Source organism: Rhodococcus sp. H36-A4, assembly GCF_027158005.1.
GTDB lineage: Bacteria > Actinomycetota > Actinomycetes > Mycobacteriales > Mycobacteriaceae > Rhodococcoides.
The window spans coordinates 354,794-373,877 of record NZ_JAPVLQ010000005.1; the positions used below are offsets into that span (position 1 = coordinate 354,794).

Below are 19,084 nucleotides of genomic sequence, written 5' to 3' on the forward strand. Positions count from 1 at the left end.
ACAAGATGTACAACTGGGTCGTGCAAGACGCCATCGTTGCGTTCGTCAATTCGTTGATACCGGATTTCCCCCGTCAGGAGATGCTGTATCAGTCCGGCCTCACCGATCTCGCGTCCGCGCTGAGCAACCTGCTGACCGCTTTGGGATACCCGCCGGTCTCCTGACCGCGGGGAGTACGCCAGTATTGGCTACATGATCTCGAAGGCCGCATCCAATGCTGTCGTCCTCGTGTCGAGGGCAACGCTCGCAGTACTTATTTTCGACGGCTTTCTCTGCGGCGTGCTGTCCGTATTCTTCCTCCCGGCCTACCTCGGGCCGGTGCCCTTTCCAGTCAGCGCACTGCTGGCGGGAATCGCCAACGTGATGCTTCTCTACGCCGCGCGCAAAGTAGCAGAACGACCCCTCGCCATCGCGTCGCCGCTGATTGCTTGGGGTGTCGCAGTGCTGGTCTGCATGTTCGGTGGCCCCGGCGGCGATGTGCTGTTGCTTTCCGATTGGCGGACGGCATTGTTGCTGATAGCAGGTATCGCCCCGGCTGGAGTTCTGTTGTTCACCTGGAGGCTGACAGCGCTCACATCAGCCCCGCATGGAAGCCGGCCGCCCGCAGCGCATCCTCGATCATCGCCGGAGTCAACCGCCCGGTGAACGTGTTCTGCTGACTGACGTGATAGCTACCGAACAATCGGATCGACCCCAGATCGACCTCGGCGCCATGGCCGAACTTGGGGCGTGGACGCGGAATCTCCCAGCCGTTGGCTGCCAGCACCGGTAGCAGGGCCTGCCAACCGAATCCGCCGAGTACGACCACGGATTTCAGTGTCGGCTTCAGCAAGCTCAATTCGATGTCGAGCCACGTGCGGCAACGATCACGCTCGGTGACGGTCGGCTTGTTGTCCGGTGGAGCGCAATGAACCGGCGCAGTGATTCTGACCCCGCGCAGCGTCAAACCGTCGCCGATGTGAGTGGCTGTCGGTTGATTGGCAAGCCCGACCGCATGCAGCGCCGCATAGAGAAAGTCACCGCTGCGGTCCCCGGTGAACATGCGTCCGGTGCGGTTTCCCCCGTGTGCGGCGGGTGCGAGGCCGACGATCAGAACTGACGCATCCGCGGGGCCGAACCCCGGAACCGCTCTGCCCCAGTAGGTTTCGTCCCGAAATGCGGCTCGTTTCTCGGTCGCGACCTTTTCCCTCCAGGCGACAAGCCTGGGGCAAGCTCGGCAGGCACTGACAGCCAGGTCGAGTTCGGCGATGGTGGCAGGAGTGGAGCCCGCGGAATGACTATGGGGGTCAGGAGTGGAGCCTGCGGAATGACTATGGGGGTCAGGAGTGGAGCCTGCGGAATGACTATGGGGGTCAGGAGTGGAGCCTGCGGAATGACCAGGTTCGGGGTCAGGTGTGTTCAGTGAGCCCATGTGTCACCGGCTCCTGGGGTAACGGCGTCGATGAGGGCCCATGCTTGGTCTGCGGGAATGTCGAGAACTTCGTAGTGTCCGACGCCGGCCGGTGTGGCAGCGACGATTGTCGCCACACCGGCTCGCCGTTGGAAGAATGTCTGTCTGACCGTCCATCCGATGATCCCCGCGGCCTCCAGTGAGTGCCGGGTGCGGTCGAGGGATCCGTGGCGGGTGATCAACCAGCCTGGCAATACTGCGTGGCCGAGGCCCCGGTATCGATCCCTTGCGACGAATAGAGCTCCGAGCAGCACCATCACCACGGCAATCCACACGGTTGTCGGGATCGGAGCGCCGAATGCTTCGGCGATACCGAGCGCGGCGGCCACAACGAGTACGGGGACCACTGCACGGGTGTATCTGCGACGTTTGGCGGCCGGTCCGTGCGGCGTCAGCGGTTTCTGCGCGTTCTCGTGCAGCCCTGCGTCACCGAGCACGACCGTCATCATGCGGAGCGCTTCGCGTGCGGGTGCTTGCGGTAACAGCAGTGACGATTCCTTCTTCTCCGCGCTGACACCCGTCATGATCGCATCGAGCTTGGCGCCCTTGGCGATTCGCAGCAGCAGAGGTTCGGACAGCGAGGTGCCACGAAGGCGTTTCCGGTCGAGCGTCGTCGAGCGAGTCTTGAGGAGTCCATGGTTGACGTGGAGGCGGGCGCCGTCGTCGGTGACGGTCAGATTGCCGTACGCGATCAGGTAACGCGCGCATGCGAAGAGGCTGGCGACGATCAGCAGAATCAGCAGTCCGACGACGATCACCAGGGCGATACCGAAACGCTCCGCGGAGTCGATACTGCTGGAGACGAGGGAAGAATTTGCCACGCGCTCACCGAACCCGTATTGAAAGAGCACCCCGACCGCCGCCGCGATGGCCACGACGCCGGTGAACGAGAACGGTGCATATCGGACCCACTCGGTCCTCCAATGCGCAATCTCGGTTGCCGCGGGCGGCGCTTTCCTGAGTGCAGCCGCCCCTCGCTCGGCTCGCTGCAGCAGCTGCTCGCGCAACGCGGGGACCACCTTCGAGTCGAGCGCGTTCAATTCGAACTTTTCACCCTTGCCCGCCTGCTGTCCGGTGCCGATCCGCAAAATCGACAGACCCAGAAGCCGATGCATGACGCCCGCTTCGACATCTACCGACCGGATTCGGCTGCGCGGCACCGACAGCAGCTTCTTTTGGAAGACCCCGGTGCGCAGTTGAACGTGTACCGGACCGATGCGATAGCTGGTGGTGAACCAGCGCAGCAATGCGAACAGCACCACCAGGGTCACAATGACCAAACCCCATAGATGATTACCGCTCCGACTGCCGATCACGAAAGACACGAACAGCACCGGTAGGACCTTCACCGCCTCGTTGACCGGATGAACCAACAGCATCCGCTTGTCCAGACGCAGCCACGGTTGCTGCTCCTCGGCGACCAGCAGTTCGGTATCGGTACTCACGTCGCATCGCCCAACGTCTTACCGGCGATCTCGGTGAGCTGAGCGACAGTGCGATCGGCCACTTCTTTGTCCAAAGCCGTGATCTTGACCGCGCCCGCCGAGGACGCAGTGGTGACGGTGACCGTGGACAAACCCAGCATCCGGTCGATCGGCCCACGCTCGGTATCGACCGTCTGCACCCGCGAAATCGGTGCGATACGTCGCTCCTGGTCGAACCAGCCGGTCAGCGTGTACACCGCCGTGTCACTGATCTCCCAACGATGCACGCGATACCGCCACACAGGGACGACGACGATATGAACGGCTGCGAACAAGATCGACGCAGCGAACACCGTCGTATGGGGCCACGTCGTCCACTTGCCGTCGATCACGGCCCACACGACCTGGGCGATGAACAGCGGAACCCACATCAGCGAGGCATTGATGGCCCACAACTGCCGTGCACGCGGACTCGGACGCCACGCTGGATCGGTCATTGTGATCATGCCCCAATCTAATCTGGTCGTTCCGCGAGCTCCACTCCTGCCTCTCTTGGTCGTTCCGCAGGCTCCACTCCTGGCTGTCTTGGTCGTTCCGCAGGCTCCACTCCTGCCTGTCTTGGTCGTTCCGCGGGCTCCACTCCTGCCTGTCTTGGTCGTTCCGCAGGCTCCACTCCTGCCTGTCTTGGTCGTTCCGCACGCTCCACTCCTGCCCACTCCGACCACCTCCGGTGGCACGCCGACCCGTCGGTGGCGCATGATCGACGGGTGACCATGCTGCCTGATCCTGTAACCGCCGCTGCTCCCGAACCAGAAAAGGTCCCCGCCCCCTCCGCAATGCGTCGTGTTCTACGACGCGCCCGCGACGGGGTATCGCTCAACGTCGACGAAGCAACGGTGCTGCTGCACGCACGCGGTGACGACCTGGTGGACCTCTGCACTTCGGCGTCGCGGGTGCGGGATGCGGGTCTCGAGTCGGCGGGCCGCCCCAAAACGGTCTCGTACTCGCGCAAGGTGTTCATTCCGATCACTCGCCTGTGCCGGGACAAATGCCATTACTGCACGTTCGTGACGGTGCCAGGAAAACTGCGCGCCGAAGGCCACGGACTGTTCATGGATCCCGACGAAATCATCGAGGTTGCGCGCAAAGGCGCGGAACTAGGATGCAAAGAAGCACTGTTCACCCTCGGGGACCGGCCGGAAGATCGCTGGCCCGAGGCCAAGGAATGGCTCGATTCCAGGGGTTACGACTCCACGCTGGACTACGTCCGGGCCATGTCGATCCGAGTTCTCGAAGAAACCGGATTGCTTCCCCATCTCAATCCTGGCGTCATGAGCTGGCAAGAACTCTCTCGCCTCAAGCCCGTCGCGCCGTCGATGGGAATGATGCTCGAGACGACCTCCCGCCGACTGTTCGAGGAAAAAGGTCAGGCTCACTACGGCAGCCCGGACAAGGATCCCGAGGTTCGGCTACGAACTCTGACCGACGCCGGACGCCTCAACATCCCGTTCACCACCGGTATCCTCGTCGGAATTGGGGAGACCATCCGCGATCGAGCCGAGTCGATTATGGCTATTCGTAAGGTGCACAAGGCCTTCGGTCATGTGCAAGAGATCATCGTGCAAAACTTTCTCGCCAAGAACGACACCGTGATGCGAGATACGCCCGATGCGGGCATGGAGGAATTCCTCGCAACCATCGCGGTCACGCGGGTGGTGCTCGGGCCGTCGATGCGTATTCAAGCACCACCGAACCTCGTTGCCGTCGAAGAGACCGCTGCGTTGCTCGGCGCCGGCGTCGACGACTGGGGTGGCGTCTCTCCGCTGACTCCCGATCACGTGAACCCGGAACGGCCGTGGCCGAATCTCGACACCTTGGCCGAGCTGTCCGAAGCCGCCGGATACACGCTGACCGAGCGCACAGCAGCGCAACCGCAATACGTTCTCGCGGGCGCGCCGTGGATCGATCCGCGTATCTCCGCGCACGTGAATGCACTGGCAGATCCTAAGACCGGAATGGCGCGTGACGGCGTCCTCCCGACGGGGCTTCCGTGGCAAGAACCGGACGAGGAGTGGGTGTCCTCGGGCCGAGTGGATCTCAACACCGAGATCGACACCGAGGGGCGTAACACCGAAACACGTAGCGACCTCGACAACGCATTCGGGGATTGGGAGTCCATCCGGGAGCAGGTACGCGATCTGGCCGGCCTCGAACGCGTCGACAGGGACCTGGTGGCCGCGCTCCGAGCGGCCGAAAAGGATCCCGCCGGTCTGTCCGACGAGCAGTACCTGGCGCTCGCGACGGCCGAGGGGACCGGCATGGACGCCGTCGCGGCCCTCGCGGACGACCTACGCAGGCAGGTCAACGGCGAGACCGTCACCTACGTCGTCAACCGGAACATCAACTTCACCAACATCTGCTACACCGGCTGCCGGTTCTGTGCTTTCGCGCAGCGCAAGGGCGACGCGGATGCGTTCACGCTGTCCACGGCCGAGGTGGCGGACCGCGCCTGGGAGGCGCACGCTCTCGGTGCAACCGAGGTCTGCATGCAGGGCGGTATCGACCCGGAACTGCCGGTCACCGGTTATGCGGACCTTGTTCGCGCAGTGAAAGCACGGGTGCCGTCGATGCACGTCCATGCGTTCTCGCCGATGGAGATCGTCAACGGGGCTTCACGAGGTGGACAGTCGATTCGTGATTGGCTTGTCGAACTTCGTGCCGCGGGGCTGGACACCATTCCCGGTACTGCAGCGGAGATCCTCGACGACGAGGTCCGCTGGGTGTTGACGAAGGGCAAGTTGCCTGCTGCAGAGTGGATCGAAGTTGTCACCACCGCACACGAAGTAGGCCTGCGATCGAGCTCGACGATGATGTACGGCCATGTCGACAATCCGTCGCACTGGGTTGGTCATATGAACGTGCTCAAGGGAATTCAGGACAAGACAGGCGGATTCACCGAGTTCGTACCGCTTCCGTTCGTGCACCAGTCCTCGCCGCTGTATCTAGCCGGAGCGTCGCGTCCCGGCCCGACCAACCGTGACAACCGCGCAGTGCATGCATTGGCGCGGATCATGCTGCACGGACGTATCGACAGCATTCAGACTTCGTGGGTCAAGCTCGGCATCACCGGCACTCAGGCGATGCTCAACGGGGGCGCGAACGATCTCGGTGGCACGTTGATGGAAGAGACCATTTCGCGGATGGCGGGAAGCCAGAACGGATCGGAGAAGACCGTCGCCGAGCTCCACGAGATTGCGAACGGGATCGGTCGTCCTGCTCGTGAACGCACGACGACCTACGGTCTCGTCGACAGGTTCCCCGCGGTTGGACTCGTCTGAGCATGGACAATCGCACAGTAGTCACAGCCCTCGACCGGGCCGTGGCCATCATCGACCCTGTTCTCGACGTTCTCGCCGAACGTGATCCGGTAGGGCTGAAGGCGAGAACGTTTCGAAGACCGACCGTCGAAGACACCGCCATCGACACCGTGCTCGACACGTTGGCGAAGACCCTGAACGCCACCGACTTCCCAGGGACCGCAGCATGGCTCGAGCTCGATGCGCAGGCCCGCTCGTGGTGGTGGGTCGCGCGGATCGGTGCCGTCAACACCGTGGCCGTTGCATTCCCCAGCGTCTTCGGTGTACTGGTCAACCGGCTGCCGTTGCAGGATCTGCTCGGCTTCGCGAACCAGGCGATGGTTCTCGTTGCCGTCGCCAGAGAGAACGGAGTGACGGACCGTTCGGCTCACGTGAGCATGCTCGCGTCCGTACTGTGCGGCCGTGAGGTCGTTCGCGAAGGCGCCGAGCCCGATACCTCATCGACACCGACACCGAAGCGCGAGTGCGGACCCTTCGCGCTACTGCATGCGATGTGGGACGTCGCGGCCGTGCTGAGGGACGTATCGAGCGAGCTGGCCAAGCGTCCGCACAGCCGTGGCATCTACCGTGTTCTTTCCGCGATTCCTCTGGTCGGCGGCGTGGCAAGCTACATCGGGGAACGTGGTGCGCTCTCCCGGGCTGCCAAACAGGGGATCGGTTGGGTTCACGCGAACGCCGAAAGTCCGAGCCACGTAGGCTCGGAAGGGGCTTCTCGGATGATCCGAGTGTCACAGTGAGGACACCCTGCGCGGATTGTCGTAAATCTACGACGCGATACTAGGATTCTCAGGGCACTGCAAGCAGTGAACAACGCTTTCGGTGCCGATTACTGGAAAGGGAGGGAGACCAGCAGTGACGTACACGATTGCGGAACCGTGCGTGGATGTACTCGACAAGGCATGCATCGAAGAATGCCCGGTGGACTGCATTTACGAAGGTGGCCGCATGCTGTACATCCACCCCGACGAATGCGTCGACTGTGGTGCATGCGAACCGGTTTGCCCCGTCGAGGCCATCTTCTACGAGGACGACGTACCGGAGCAGTGGAGTGGCTACGTGAGCGCGAACGTCGATTTCTTCGACGATCTGGGTTCACCCGGTGGGGCCGCGAAGCTCGGCAAGACCGATTTCGACCCACCGTTCATCAAGGCGTTGCCTCCCATGGGTGAGAGCTGACATTGGCGCGTATTTCCGTCGCGTCCGGCCTTCCCGACTTTCCCTGGGACTCACTGACTGCCGCGAAAGACAAGGCACAGTCGCACCCGGACGGAATAGTGGATCTGTCGGTAGGCACTCCTGTCGACCCGGTTGCACCGATCATTCGTGCTGCGCTGGCATCGGTATCCGACATCCCCGGTTACCCGACGACCGTCGGCACGCTCGAGTTGCGTGAAGCAGCAGTTGCTGCTCTGGGGCGGCGGTACGGCATAACGGGGATCGGCGTCGATGCCGTTCTGCCTGCCATCGGCACCAAGGAAATGATCGCCTGGTTACCGAGCCTTCTCGGTCTCGGTAGCGGCGACCTGGTGGTCATCCCCGAACTGGCTTACCCGACTTACGAAGTCGGAGCCCTCCTTGCAGGTACGCGCATCATTCGTGCCGACGGCTTGAATCGACTCGGGCCCGAGCGCGCATCGCTCGTATTCGTGAACTCTCCTGCGAACCCGAGCGGCAAGGTACTGGGCCTGGAGCACCTCCGCAAAGTGGTCGGGTGGGCCCGTGAGCGCGACGCCGTGGTCGTGTCCGACGAGTGCTACCTCGGCCTGACCTGGGAAGGTGAGGCGCTGTCGATCCTCGACCCCCGTGTCAGCGATGGCGACCATACGAATCTTCTTGCCGTGCACTCACTTTCCAAGACGTCCAATCTCGCCAGCTATCGTGCAGGCTTCGTCGTCGGCGACCAGAAATTGGTAACCGAACTGCTCGAAGTCCGCAAACACGCAGGAATGATGATGCCGTTGCCGATTCAAGCTGCGATGACCGCGGCACTGACCGACGACGAGCACGAGAACATCCAGCGTGAGCGCTACCGTGCCCGTCGCACCACACTGCTCTCCGCCGTCAGAGCAGCCGGGTTCGAAGTAGATCACTCCGAAGCCGGGCTGTATCTCTGGGCCACCCGCGGCGAACCCTGCCGTGACACCATCGACTGGCTCGCCGAACGCGGCATCCTTGCCGCACCGGGTGAGTTCTATGGTCCGCGCGGATCCCAGCACGTCCGTATCGCGCTGACTGCCACCGACGAGCGTATCCAGACTGCGGCGGAGCGGTTGACGGCCTAGGCTCGCGAGTATCCAGTTGCGCGTTGTCTGGCCTGGGTGTTTCCATTCAGTCCATGACCGTCAGTGTGCTGCTCAGCTTTGCAGGTGTGTGCTTCCTGCTGGCGATTCTTCCTGGGCCGGATTCGTTCCTCGTGCTTCGATACAGCATCGGAGGGCAGCGACCCGGAATTGCAGCGGCCATGGGAGTCGCACTCGGCGGTTTGTTCTGGGCAGTGCTGGTTGCCGTCGGACTCGCGGCCATCGTCGAGCAGTCTGCGACCGTGTACCGAATTATCAAGATCCTCGGTGGGCTGTACCTGCTGTACCTCGGGGTACGTGCGTTTTTGGCGCGCAGGAAGACTAACGTCGACGGTGAGCCGATGGTGCCGGTCGTGGCCTCGGCTCGGTCCGCCTTCGGTGCCGGTGTCCTTTCGTGCGCACTCAATCCCAAAGTCGGGCTGTTCTATCTCGCTGTCGTTCCTCAGTTCCTGACCGTGGTCACGTTCGCCGGAGCCATGACACTCGGTGTCGTGGAAGTGGTGGTCGCCGCACTGGTCATGGGCGTCTTCTCGGTCGTCGCCTCGCGTGCCGTCGTCCTGCTGCGGCGACCGAAGGTGACCGACTGGCTCGATCGCATCAGTGCGGGAATCCTCGCGGCCCTCGGGATCGGCACAGTCGCGTCCTCGGTGTAGGGCACAGGTGCCGTGATCGAACCCGATTCGAGGGTCAGGCGATGTCCCAACCACCCCGCCTGATGCGGAGGATGTAGACCAGTTCATTGCTGCCGAAAGCCTCGACCGTGGTGAACCGCTTGGGTGCAGCATTGACCGCCGGATTGCGTGCATTCGCTTCCTCGTAGATCTGGGCGGCCCGCAAGTCTGCGAGTTCCACGCGTGTCCAGAAATCGTCGGACTGCACCGAATAGACCAGCCGAGGAGCACCGTCGCTGATGTGCGCGACCTCGATATCGTCTTCGTTGTCCAGGTCGTCGCCCAGATCTTCCTCGTCAGCGATTTCCTGGTCGGCATCGGTTCCGATCAAATAGACCCCGGGCTGCAGGTCTCCGGCGGGCACCGTCATGTACTCGGCGTAGTCGCCGGTGTCGATTCCGTCGGCATCCATGTATGTACGGTAACCATGTGCTGCTTCGATCATTGAATCCACTCGCCGTCGCTCGCGGAGACGATATTGCCGACGCTGTGACGATCGGCGGTGTCTCCTTGTCCCGCGGTGACATTCTCGGCGCCGCGACGTCGGTCGCCGAGCGGATCTCGCGGGCAGAACGCCTGGCAGTTCTCGCGACTCCCAGCGTCAAGACTGTGCTTGCCGTTGTCGGTGCGCTGATTGCAGGTGTGACGGTGGTGCCGATTCCGCCCGATGCTGGGCATGCCGAACGCGAACACATGCTGCGAGACTCCGGTGCGCAGGCCTGGCTCGGCGAGGCGCCCGAGGACACGGCGGGCCTCGAGGTCCTGCCGGTTCGTCAGCACGCCAGGTCCTGGCACAGCTACCCGGATCCACACCCGTCGTCCATCGCTTTCATTCTCTACACCTCCGGCACGACCGGCCCGCCGAAGGGCGTCCTGTTGTCGCGCGAAGCGATCGCGGCCGGCATCGACGCGGTAGCGCAGGCGTGGAACTGGACATCCCGGGACACTGTGGTGCACGGCCTTCCGCTGTTCCATGTCCACGGCCTGCTCCTCGGAGTACTGGGTCCGCTGCGCGTCGGCAGTCCGCTCGTGCACACCGGTAAACCGACTCCCGAGCTGTATGCCGCCGCCAAAGGGACACTGTATTTCGGTGTCCCGACGGTATGGTCCCGCATCGCCGCCGACGAGACGTCCGCGACAGCCCTCGCGCATGCCCGGCTACTCGTCTCCGGCAGTGCGCCTCTACCGGTGCCGGTGTTCGAGAAACTGAAGGAACTGACCGGCCAGGCGCCCATCGAGCGCTACGGCATGAGCGAAACACTGATCACCATCAGCACCCGCGCCGACGGAGAACGTAGGCCCGGCTCCGTGGGAGTGCCGGTCGATGGCGTCGAGACACGAATCGTGAGCGAGGCGGGTGAGACGCTCCCACACGACGGGGAGTCGATCGGAGCGCTGCAGGTACGCGGTCCGATGATGTTCGCCGGCTACCTGAACAACCCGGAGGCGACGGCGAAGGTCTTCACCGAGGACGGTTGGTTCGACACCGGCGACGTGGCGGTCATCGGCCCGGACGGATTCCATCGCATCGTCGGACGCGCATCCACCGACCTGATCAAGACCGGTGGCTATCGCGTCGGTGCCGGTGAGATCGAGACCGTTCTGCTGGGGGACCCGAGCGTCGACGAGGTCGCCGTCGTGGGCCTTCCGGACGATGACCTCGGTCAGCGCATCGTCGCATTCGTCGTCGGCACCGGCGTCGAACCGTCGGCTCTCATCGATCTCGTCGCGAGGGAACTGTCGATTCACAAGCGGCCGAGGGAAATTCGCATCGTGGATTCATTGCCACGCAACGCGATGGGCAAGGTTCAGAAGAAGCATCTCGGCTGAGCGGTTATTCGACGAGGCGACCGAAGCCTACGACGGCCGAATCATTGGATACGTCGACGGTATGTACGCGGATTTTTCCGAGTTCGTTGCCACCTACCGTGGTGGCTGTGTTTCCGTCGATCGCTACGACGATGTTGGTGTGCTGACCGATCCAACTGCTGTTGTCGTAGAGCACGACGTCCCCGACCGCCGGGATGTATCCCTTCGGTTCGAATCTGTCCTCGCCTTGGTAGTACTCGGTCAGCGTGTACACACCGGGGATCCGCCAGCTCCCGGAATTCGGGTTGCTCAGTGGCTGTCCTGCCTCACGCATGATCCAGCTGACGAAGTTTGCGCACCACGCTTCTTCGACACCATCGGAGTAGAACGTTCCCGGGTTCTGTCGGCTGTGTTCGGTGCGGAGAAGTTCGACGACCTCGGCCTGCTCCGAAGACAGACCCGAAGCGTCGACATCGGGAAAAGCAGTTGTATCCCACGGCAAGTATCTACTCGGCGCCAACCACAACACGCCCGCTGCCAACAACACGGTGGCAGCAAGAACTCCGGCTACCCACGCCAACTTTCGACGGTGCGTGCGCGGGGCCGGTGAGGTACTCCCCGATTGCGCGCGCACAGATGCGGTGTCGACCCCGTCGTTACCCATCTGCGGAGTGTATCGGCCTCCGAGCCGGATGAGTGCGCAGGCCGAGCTGCTATTGTCGGCCCCGCGACGAAGCTGTTTCGACCAAAAATTCTTCGGAAGGCTCCAGATGGACTACGACCTACAGCGATTCGTCGACGCGCAGGATCCGGTGTGGGACACCGTCCGCGCCGAGCTGAAAGCCGGCCGCAAAAGCACCCACTGGATGTGGTTCGTTTTCCCACAACTCGCTGGACTCGGACGGAGCGCGACGGCTCAACACTTCGGTATCGCAGACCGCGTGGAAGCGCAGATGTACCTCTCCCACGAAGTGCTGGGGCCTAGATTGCGGAAGGCCGCCGCGATGGTGGCAAAGATCCCCGACGGGACCGCCGCAGACGTTTTCGGCTATCCGGACGATCTGAAGCTGCAGTCGTCGATGACCTTGTTCGCCGAAGTCGACCCGGGTATTCCGATTTTCGGCGAGGTTTTACGGAAGTACTACGACGGTAAGCCGGACGAGCGAACTATCGATCTGCTCGACGACTAACATCATCTTTCATGACGAACGAGCAACTGGGATCCATCGCCTTCATTCAAGCGACGTGGCACAGCGAGATAGTCGACCGTGCGCGCCAGGGATTCGTTTCCGAGTTGGTGGCACAGGGCTATACCGAAGCTTCGGTCGTTCAATTCGCGGTACCAGGCGCCTTCGAGATTCCCCTGCACGCCCAGCGTCTGGCACGCACGGGTAAATATTCGGCAATCGTGGCCGCGGCACTCGTCGTGGACGGCGGAATCTATCGGCACGAATTCGTCGAATCAGCGGTCATCGACGGCCTGATGCGAGTCCAGCTGGACACCGACGTACCAGTGTTCTCCGTGGTGCTGACGCCCCATCACTTCCACGAGCACGCCGATCACTCGGCATTCTTCACCGCGCATCTGGAGCGCAAGGGAGTCGAGGCGGCACGCGCAGTGGTCACGACTCTCGACTCCCTTCGCACCATCTAATCGTTGGCGTGTAGTGCGGCGTTCAGTTCGACGCCGGTGCCCTTCCACGGCACGACCTCAACGGCACCGGATACCGAATTTCGACGGAACAACAGATTGCTGTTTCCGTTGAGCGTCGCAGCCTTCACGACGGTGCCGTCCGGGCCAGTGACTTTGGTTCCCGCGGTGATGTAGAGGCCCGCCTCGACGACACAGTCGTCGCCGAGGGAAATACCGAGTCCGGAGTTGGCGCCGAGCAGGCAACGCTCGCCGACGGAGATGACGTTCTTGCCGCCGCCGGACAGTGTGCCCATGATCGATGCGCCACCGCCGACGTCGGAGCCGTCACCGACGACGACTCCGGCCGAGATACGGCCCTCGACCATCGAGTTACCGAGCGTGCCCGCGTTGAAGTTGACGAATCCCTCGTGCATGACCGTCGTTCCGCTCGCCAGATACGCGCCCAGACGGACGCGATCGGCGTCGGCGATCCGGACGCCCGACGGCGCGACGTAGTCGACGAGACGGGGAAACTTGTCGATGCTGAGGACGGTGACGTGGCCGCGTGCACGAAGGCGAGTGCGGACTGTCTCGAAACCGTCGACCGCTGCCGGTCCGAAGTTGGTCCATACGACGTTGGCAAGAAAGCCGAACTGGCCGTCCAGGCTGAGCCCGTGCGGCTGAACGAGGCGATGCGAGAGCAGATGCAGACGCAGGTAGACGTCATGCGCGTCGATCGGTGCGTCGTCCAGCGAGGCTATGGTCGTTCGGACGGCGACGACGTCGACTCCGCGAGCTTCGTCCGGTCCGACGAGGGCGGCGAACTCGGCGGGGATGTCCGACCCCTCGAGTCGCGTGGTGCCGACTGGCCCGTTTCCGCCCAGCTCGGGGCTGGGGTACCAGGTGTCGAGGACGACTCCACTGGTGGTGATGTTGGCAATGCCTATTGCTGATGCTCCCTGTGCGCTCACAGGTACCGAGGATACGGCGTGCGTCGTCGAAGGCAGAAGCGCGACTGCTACGGGCGTGCGTGCTAAACATGATTCATGACTTTGGGGGCGCAATTCCGACGGTGGGGCACGGGTGCTGTAACGGCCGTATTGATCGCAGGAGGAACAACGGTCTTGCAGGCGCCGACGGCGTCCGCGGCACCTGAGTGTGCGGCGGTGAGTGCACCGCCGGTGAAGGTCGCCCAGATCGACGGCTCGGCGCTCGAAGGCCTGGCGGTCGACGGGCAGGGCAGGCTCTACACGACCGACATCGTCACTGGCCGGGTCTACCGGATCGATGCGCCGGGCCAAGCCGCATATCCCATCGCGACGGTACCCAGTGGCGGCGGAGGCGCCCTTACCTGGATGCCGGACGGCACCTTGCTCGTCGGGTACGGCGCCGATCCCCGCGTCTTCGTCGGTGATCTCATCAAGGCTGCAGGCATCGTTCGGCTGAACGTCGATACGCTCGAGCTCAGCCCGTTCGCGACGGGTTTGAGTGCCGCAAACGGGCTCGCTGTCGCCGGGGATGGGACCGTGTACGCGACGAACGATTTCGGTGGTCTCATCGGGCAAGTTCGCCCCGACGGATCGGTGAATTCCGAGTGGGCCAGGTTCCCCAGCGCCAACGGCGCCGTGCTCGATCTTGCAGGCGAATACCTGTACGTGTCTCGGACGTTCGTGAACCCGGGGGTGAGCCGAATCCCGGTCGCCGATCCATCGAGGCCGGAGAGCATTCTCGACTTGTCCGGTCTCGACGCGTTGAGCGCACCAGACGGTCTGACACTCGATTCCGCAGGCCGCCCCGTCGTTCCGCTCAACGCCCGTGGGCAAGTAGTTCGCATCGATGCACCCGGGCAGTACTGCGTCCTCGGCAGTGGCATTCCGTTGTCGAGTGTTCTGATCTATGGCCGTGGTGAACAGGGGTTTTCCGCTGGAAAGTTGTTCCGGGCAGGATTCGATGGCGCGGTGTACGAGATTCCCGGTGGCGCAGTCTAGAGGCGGGACAGGCGCGAGTGGAGCCTGCGGAATGAGCCGAAGTGGCGCGAGTGGAGCCTGCGGAATGAGCCGAAGTAGCGCGAGTGGAGCCTGCGGAATGGCTGGAAGTAGTCTCGTACGGTGAGTTCGCACCCGGCTTTGAATCTGCATTCCGACCCCATCGATCTGACAGCGGCGCTGGTGGACATACCCAGTGTTTCGCGGGAGGAGTCGGTGATCGCCGATGCGGTGGAGGCCGCGCTGCGTGAGCAGACGGTCGGATTCGAGATCATCCGGAGCGGTAATGCGGTTCTTGCGCGCACCGATCGTGGGCTTCCCAGTCGCGTGATGCTCGCCGGTCACCTCGATACCGTCCCGATTGCCGACAATGTGCCGAGTAGACGGGAACGCGACAGTGTCGAGGGCGATGTCTTGCATGGTTGTGGCACGGTCGACATGAAGTCGGGTGATGCGGTGTTTCTTCATCTCGCCGCCACGATCGAAGAGCCTGCGCACGACATCACGCTGGTGTTCTACGACTGTGAAGAGATCGACGCTGCGCTCAATGGATTGGGGCGGATCGAACGTGAGTTGCCGGAGTGGCTCGCGGCCGACGTGGCGATTCTGGGTGAGCCGTCCGGTGGATTCATCGAGGCGGGTTGCCAGGGCACGCTGCGAGTGCGGCTTTCGGTGGGTGGTACGAGAGCGCACAGTGCGCGATCATGGCTGGGGGACAACGCAATTCACAAGTTCGGTGCTGTTCTCGACAGGTTGGCTGCATACAGTGCGCGAGAGGTGGATATCGATGGCTGCTTGTACCGCGAAGGTCTGCAGGCTGTCCGTATTTCCGGTGGCGTCGCAGGCAATGTCGTCCCCGACGCAGCCGAGCTGGATGTGAACTTCCGCTTCGCCCCCGATCGGAGTGTCGAGCAGGCTATCGAGCATGTTCGTGACGTCGTCGACGGTCTCGATCTCGGGTTCGAGGTCACCGATTCTTCACCTGGTGCGTTACCTGGACTCGCCGCGCCTGCTGCTGCTGCGCTGATCGAGGCGGCGGGTGGCGGGTTTCGCGCCAAGTACGGCTGGACTGACGTGTCGCGGTTCTCAGCGCTCGGTATCCCGGCGGTCAACTACGGTCCTGGAGACCCGAACTTGGCGCACAAGCGCGACGAGCGGGTGCCTACCGATCAGATCACGAATGTCACGGCTGTTCTACGGGGATACCTGACCACTGGATAACCTGTGGTCCCGATGGTAGATGGGCCGGATAGCCTGTAAAACATGGAGACGCCAGCGAAACACATGGGGTCGGTGACGTTGCGTCGCGGACGCAACACCGAATCATCGACCTCCGATCAACGATTGCTCGATCAGCGTGGAACAGGAAACTGGACTCACACCGACCCGTGGCGGGTGCTGCGAATTCAGAGTGAGTTCGTGGAGGGTTTCGGTGCTCTCGCCGAGGTGCCGAGGGCGGTCACGGTGTTCGGTTCGGCCCGAACTCCGCGTGATCACGAGGAATACAAGTCTGCCCGCGAGCTCGGAAGTGCGTTGGCGGTAGCGGGATTTGCGGTCATCACCGGCGGTGGCCCTGGAATCATGGAAGCTGCAAACCGCGGCGCGAGTACCGCCGACGGCTACTCGATCGGGCTCGGCATCGAGCTGCCTTTCGAGCAGGGCCTCAACGATTGGGTCGATCTGGGTATCGACTTTCGGTACTTTTTCGTCCGGAAGACGATGTTCGTGAAATACTCCCAGGCATTCATCTGTCTCCCAGGCGGTTTCGGCACTCTCGATGAGTTGTTCGAGGCTCTCACGCTGGTGCAGACGGGCAAGGTGACTCGATTTCCGATCGTCCTGATCGGCACAGAATTCTGGTCCGGTCTTATCAGCTGGATCAAGGACACATTGGTCGCGCAAGGCAAGGTTTCCCCGGCCGACCTGGACTTGATTCGTTGCACCGACAGCGTCGAGGAAGCAGTGCAGATCGTGAACAGTGTTTGCGGAGAGCCGGAGTGAGCGAAGCTGTCGCAATCAACAGGGTGTGCGTCTACTGTGCGTCGGGGCCGGTGGATTCGTCGTTTCTCGAGCTGGCGCGGGAACTCGGTACCGCGATCGGCCAACGGGGATGGCAGTTGGTCTCTGGTGGCGGAAACGTCTCGATGATGGGGGCGGTAGCCGAATCGGCCCGCGCTGCAGGCGCTTTCACGGTCGGTGTGATCCCGAAAGCTCTCGTTCATCGAGAGGTCGCCGACGTCGACGCCGATGAATTGATCGTCACCGACACCATGCGTGAGCGTAAGAAAATCATGGAAGACCGGGCCGACGCGTTCATCACGCTACCCGGTGGCATCGGAACGCTGGAGGAACTGTTCGAAACCTGGACGGCCGGGTATTTGGGCATGCACGACAAGCCAGTCGTGCTACTGGATCCAACGGACCACTACGCGGGTCTGTTGCAGTGGCTCGACGGGCTGTCCTCGACGGGCTTCGTCCAACAACGGGCACTGGACAAGCTGATCAGGACAGCGACCGTGGCCGATGCGCTAGCCGCCTGTTCTCCTCGATGAAACCAAAGGTTACTCTGGAGTAAGGTAATGGGGATCACATCGCTCGAAGGGGAGTACATGGCTGTCGACGCCCGTCAGAAGATTGGACTGACCGACCTCGCGGTCGCGTTGCCGAAAATGGTGACGGAGGTGCCGAGCCTGCTGCGCGGTGTCCTGGGATTCACTCGCAAACCTCATCACAAGGCCTCGATCGGCCTGGTGTTTCAGGATGCTGCTGCCAAGCGCGGAGACCGCCCCTTCGTGCGATTCGAAGGTGAATCGGTGTCGTACGCCGACGCCAATTCGATGGTCAATCGGTATGCCCACGTGTTCACCGACCTGGGCGTCAAGCGCGGCGACGTGGTCGGTGTACTCAGCAAGAACAGGCCGGAGGCGCTTTTCGCGGCGCTCGCTGCCGTCAAGCTCGGCGCTACCGCAGGAATGCTCAACTACAACCAGCGGGGCGACGTCCTCGAGCACAGTCTCGGTATCCTGTCGGCGACCGTTCTGGTCCTCGACGAGAACGCTCAGGAAGCGCTCGAATCGTTGGACGACGCTCCCGAGGCGGGCGTGGTGCTGCCGATGGGCGAGCTTGCCGAACTCGCGGCCGGGGCCGGTGCGGACAATCCTTCGGTGACTGCGGAGATCCAGGCCAAGGAAAACGCCTTCTACATCTTCACCTCTGGCACCACCGGCCTCCCGAAGGCAAGTTTGATGAGCCATTTCCGCTGGCTCAAGTCGATGTCCGGGCTGGGCAACATGGGTGTGCGGCTGCGCGAAGACGACGTCATCTACTGCTGCCTGCCGCTTTATCACAACAATGCACTGACGGTGACGCTGTCATCGGTGCTCGCCGGCGGTGCGGCGATGGCTATCGGTAAACAGTTCTCGGTCAGCAATTTCTGGGAAGACGTCAAGGTCAACAAGGCAACCGCCTTCACTTACATCGGTGAATTGTGCCGCTACCTGCTGACTCAGGAGAAGCGGCCGGACGACCGAGACAACACGATCGAGCTCGTCGTAGGCAACGGCTTACGCCCCGAGATCTGGGAAGAGTTCACCGAGCGTTTCGGAATCTCGCGCGTGGCGGAGTTCTACGGCGCGAGCGAATGCAATATCGCGTTCATCAACGCTTTGAACATGAAGAAGACCGCCGGCATTTGCCCTCTGCCGTATGCCGTCGTCGAGTACGACGAGGAGTCGGGCGAGGCAAAGCGCGGAAGTAACGGCCGGCTTCGCAAGGTCGGTAGCGGCGAGGTAGGTCTTTTGCTGTCCAAGGTCACCGACCGCGCGCCGTTCGACGGATACTCGGACGAGCAGGCGACGGAGAAGAAACTCGTCCGAGACGGGTTCAAAGATGGAGACTGCTGGTTCGACACCGGAGACCTGGTCCGGAATCAGGGTTGGATGCACGTCGCGTTCGTCGACCGACTCGGTGACACTTTTCGGTGGAAGGGCGAGAACGTCGCGACGACGCAGGTCGAGGGCGCGCTCGGCGGCCACCCGTCGGTGGACGGTGTGGTCGTCTACGGCGTCGACATCGAAGGAACCGACGGCAAGGCCGGTATGGCTGCGGTGACGTTGCGTGACGGTGAGAGCTTCGATGGAAAATCGGTCGCGAACCATCTCTACGACAAGCTGCCCTCGTACGCGGTGCCGCTTTTCGTCCGCGTCGTGGACAGTCTCGAGCAGACCTCGACGTTCAAGAGCCAGAAGGTCGAGCTTCGGAAACTCGGTTACGGCGATGACCCCGAGGCGGAGCTGTACGTTCTCCGCGGCAAGTCCGGTGGGTACGACAAAGCGTACGACGGATATGTCGACGAGGTAGCGGCAGGCAAGGCCCCCAAAGGGTAGGGAAGAAGCGATGCGGCCAGTGTGACGTCCGGCCACTGGCCGAATAGGTC

At 62.7% G+C, this 19,084-nt stretch carries 21 protein-coding genes; 15 read left to right on the plus strand and 6 right to left on the minus strand.

Annotated features, from left to right (window positions below; translation table 11 throughout):
* Positions 1 to 5: 5 nt before the first annotated feature.
* Both O1W68_RS16065 and O1W68_RS16070 read left to right on the plus strand, forming a co-directional pair.
* A complete protein-coding gene (locus O1W68_RS16065; RefSeq protein ID WP_176224757.1) occupies positions 6 to 164 on the plus strand; it encodes a hypothetical protein in 159 nt (52 codons plus the stop codon).
* Between the two features lie 28 nt (positions 165 to 192).
* The gene (locus O1W68_RS16070) at positions 193 to 645 is read left to right on the plus strand and encodes a hypothetical protein (RefSeq protein ID WP_269305133.1); all 453 of its coding nucleotides are present in this window, start codon (positions 193 to 195) and stop codon (positions 643 to 645) included.
* Here the strand turns inward: O1W68_RS16070 and O1W68_RS16075 are convergent.
* The 3 genes from O1W68_RS16075 to O1W68_RS16085 form a co-directional block, all read right to left on the minus strand.
* Complete coding sequence (locus tag O1W68_RS16075; protein WP_269305135.1) at positions 572 to 1,411, minus strand: uracil-DNA glycosylase; 840 nt, start codon at positions 1,409 to 1,411, stop codon at positions 572 to 574. The genes O1W68_RS16070 and O1W68_RS16075 overlap by 74 nt on opposite strands.
* Positions 1,399 to 2,829 carry a PH domain-containing protein gene (locus tag O1W68_RS16080; protein ID WP_269305385.1) on the minus strand — a complete coding sequence of 477 codons (1,431 nt, stop codon included), beginning with the start codon at positions 2,827 to 2,829 and terminating at the stop codon, positions 1,399 to 1,401. The genes O1W68_RS16075 and O1W68_RS16080 overlap by 13 nt, the downstream gene beginning before the upstream one ends.
* A 62-nt stretch (positions 2,830 to 2,891) precedes the next feature.
* The gene (locus tag O1W68_RS16085; protein WP_269305137.1) at positions 2,892 to 3,380 is read right to left on the minus strand and encodes a PH domain-containing protein; all 489 of its coding nucleotides are present in this window, start codon (positions 3,378 to 3,380) and stop codon (positions 2,892 to 2,894) included.
* A 267-nt stretch (positions 3,381 to 3,647) separates the two neighbouring features.
* On the opposite strand from O1W68_RS16085, the gene O1W68_RS16090 reads away from it, so the two are divergent.
* From O1W68_RS16090 to O1W68_RS16110, 5 genes are all read left to right on the plus strand, one after another.
* Positions 3,648 to 6,212, plus strand: coding sequence for a bifunctional FO biosynthesis protein CofGH (locus O1W68_RS16090; RefSeq protein ID WP_269305387.1), 2,565 nt, complete (start codon positions 3,648 to 3,650; stop codon positions 6,210 to 6,212).
* 2 nt (positions 6,213 to 6,214) lie between these two features.
* The gene (locus O1W68_RS16095) at positions 6,215 to 6,988 is read left to right on the plus strand and encodes a hypothetical protein (RefSeq protein ID WP_269305138.1); all 774 of its coding nucleotides are present in this window, start codon (positions 6,215 to 6,217) and stop codon (positions 6,986 to 6,988) included.
* A gap of 115 nt (positions 6,989 to 7,103) precedes the next feature.
* Entirely contained in the window at positions 7,104 to 7,427 is a 324-nt protein-coding gene (gene fdxA, locus O1W68_RS16100) for a ferredoxin (RefSeq protein WP_084346039.1), read from the plus strand.
* Positions 7,428 to 7,429: 2 nt separating this feature from the next.
* On the plus strand, positions 7,430 to 8,533 hold the full coding sequence (dapC, locus tag O1W68_RS16105; protein WP_269305141.1) for a succinyldiaminopimelate transaminase: 1,104 nt from the start codon (positions 7,430 to 7,432) through the stop codon (positions 8,531 to 8,533).
* A 53-nt stretch (positions 8,534 to 8,586) separates the two neighbouring features.
* A complete protein-coding gene (locus O1W68_RS16110; protein ID WP_269305143.1) occupies positions 8,587 to 9,204 on the plus strand; it encodes a LysE family translocator in 618 nt (205 codons plus the stop codon).
* 34 nt (positions 9,205 to 9,238) lie between these two features.
* Here the strand turns inward: O1W68_RS16110 and O1W68_RS16115 are convergent, their stop codons facing one another.
* Complete coding sequence (locus tag O1W68_RS16115) at positions 9,239 to 9,634, minus strand: hypothetical protein (RefSeq protein ID WP_269305145.1); 396 nt, start codon at positions 9,632 to 9,634, stop codon at positions 9,239 to 9,241.
* Between the two features lie 2 nt (positions 9,635 to 9,636).
* Here O1W68_RS16115 and O1W68_RS16120 point away from each other — a divergent pair, with 2 nt between their 5' ends.
* Positions 9,637 to 11,052, plus strand: a complete 1,416-nt coding sequence (locus O1W68_RS16120; protein WP_269305146.1) for an acyl-CoA synthetase — start codon at positions 9,637 to 9,639, stop codon at positions 11,050 to 11,052.
* 4 nt (positions 11,053 to 11,056) lie between these two features.
* Here O1W68_RS16120 and O1W68_RS16125 read toward each other — a convergent pair whose 3' ends face one another.
* The gene (locus O1W68_RS16125; RefSeq protein WP_269305148.1) at positions 11,057 to 11,695 is read right to left on the minus strand and encodes a CHAP domain-containing protein; all 639 of its coding nucleotides are present in this window, start codon (positions 11,693 to 11,695) and stop codon (positions 11,057 to 11,059) included.
* Positions 11,696 to 11,801: 106 nt separating this feature from the next.
* Between O1W68_RS16125 and O1W68_RS16130 the strand changes: the two genes are divergently transcribed.
* Both O1W68_RS16130 and O1W68_RS16135 read left to right on the plus strand, forming a co-directional pair.
* On the plus strand, positions 11,802 to 12,221 hold the full coding sequence (locus O1W68_RS16130; RefSeq protein WP_269305150.1) for a DUF1810 domain-containing protein: 420 nt from the start codon (positions 11,802 to 11,804) through the stop codon (positions 12,219 to 12,221).
* Positions 12,222 to 12,232: 11 nt separating this feature from the next.
* Entirely contained in the window at positions 12,233 to 12,685 is a 453-nt protein-coding gene (locus tag O1W68_RS16135; protein WP_269305152.1) for a 6,7-dimethyl-8-ribityllumazine synthase, read from the plus strand.
* Here O1W68_RS16135 and dapD read toward each other — a convergent pair.
* Positions 12,682 to 13,635 carry a 2,3,4,5-tetrahydropyridine-2,6-dicarboxylate N-succinyltransferase gene (dapD, locus tag O1W68_RS16140; RefSeq protein ID WP_088943400.1) on the minus strand — a complete coding sequence of 318 codons (954 nt, stop codon included), beginning with the start codon at positions 13,633 to 13,635 and terminating at the stop codon, positions 12,682 to 12,684. The genes O1W68_RS16135 and dapD overlap by 4 nt on opposite strands.
* 195 nt (positions 13,636 to 13,830) lie before the next feature.
* Here dapD and O1W68_RS16145 point away from each other — a divergent pair, with 195 nt between their 5' ends.
* The 5 genes from O1W68_RS16145 (at position 13,831) to O1W68_RS16165 (ending at position 19,034) form a co-directional block, all read left to right on the plus strand.
* Positions 13,831 to 14,652 carry an SMP-30/gluconolactonase/LRE family protein gene (locus O1W68_RS16145; protein WP_442972381.1) on the plus strand — a complete coding sequence of 274 codons (822 nt, stop codon included), beginning with the start codon at positions 13,831 to 13,833 and terminating at the stop codon, positions 14,650 to 14,652.
* A 120-nt stretch (positions 14,653 to 14,772) separates the two neighbouring features.
* Positions 14,773 to 15,870: a succinyl-diaminopimelate desuccinylase gene (gene dapE / locus O1W68_RS16150; protein WP_269305156.1), complete on the plus strand. Its 1,098-nt coding sequence runs from the start codon at positions 14,773 to 14,775 to the stop codon at positions 15,868 to 15,870.
* A 42-nt stretch (positions 15,871 to 15,912) separates the two neighbouring features.
* Positions 15,913 to 16,650: a TIGR00730 family Rossman fold protein gene (locus tag O1W68_RS16155; protein ID WP_269305158.1), complete on the plus strand. Its 738-nt coding sequence runs from the start codon at positions 15,913 to 15,915 to the stop codon at positions 16,648 to 16,650.
* A complete protein-coding gene (locus tag O1W68_RS16160) occupies positions 16,647 to 17,201 on the plus strand; it encodes a TIGR00730 family Rossman fold protein (protein ID WP_269305160.1) in 555 nt (184 codons plus the stop codon). Before O1W68_RS16155 ends, O1W68_RS16160 begins: the two co-directional genes overlap by 4 nt.
* Before the next feature lie 57 nt (positions 17,202 to 17,258).
* Positions 17,259 to 19,034, plus strand: a complete 1,776-nt coding sequence (locus O1W68_RS16165) for a long-chain-acyl-CoA synthetase (RefSeq protein ID WP_269305389.1) — start codon at positions 17,259 to 17,261, stop codon at positions 19,032 to 19,034.
* The last annotated feature ends 50 nt before the right edge of the window (positions 19,035 to 19,084 follow it).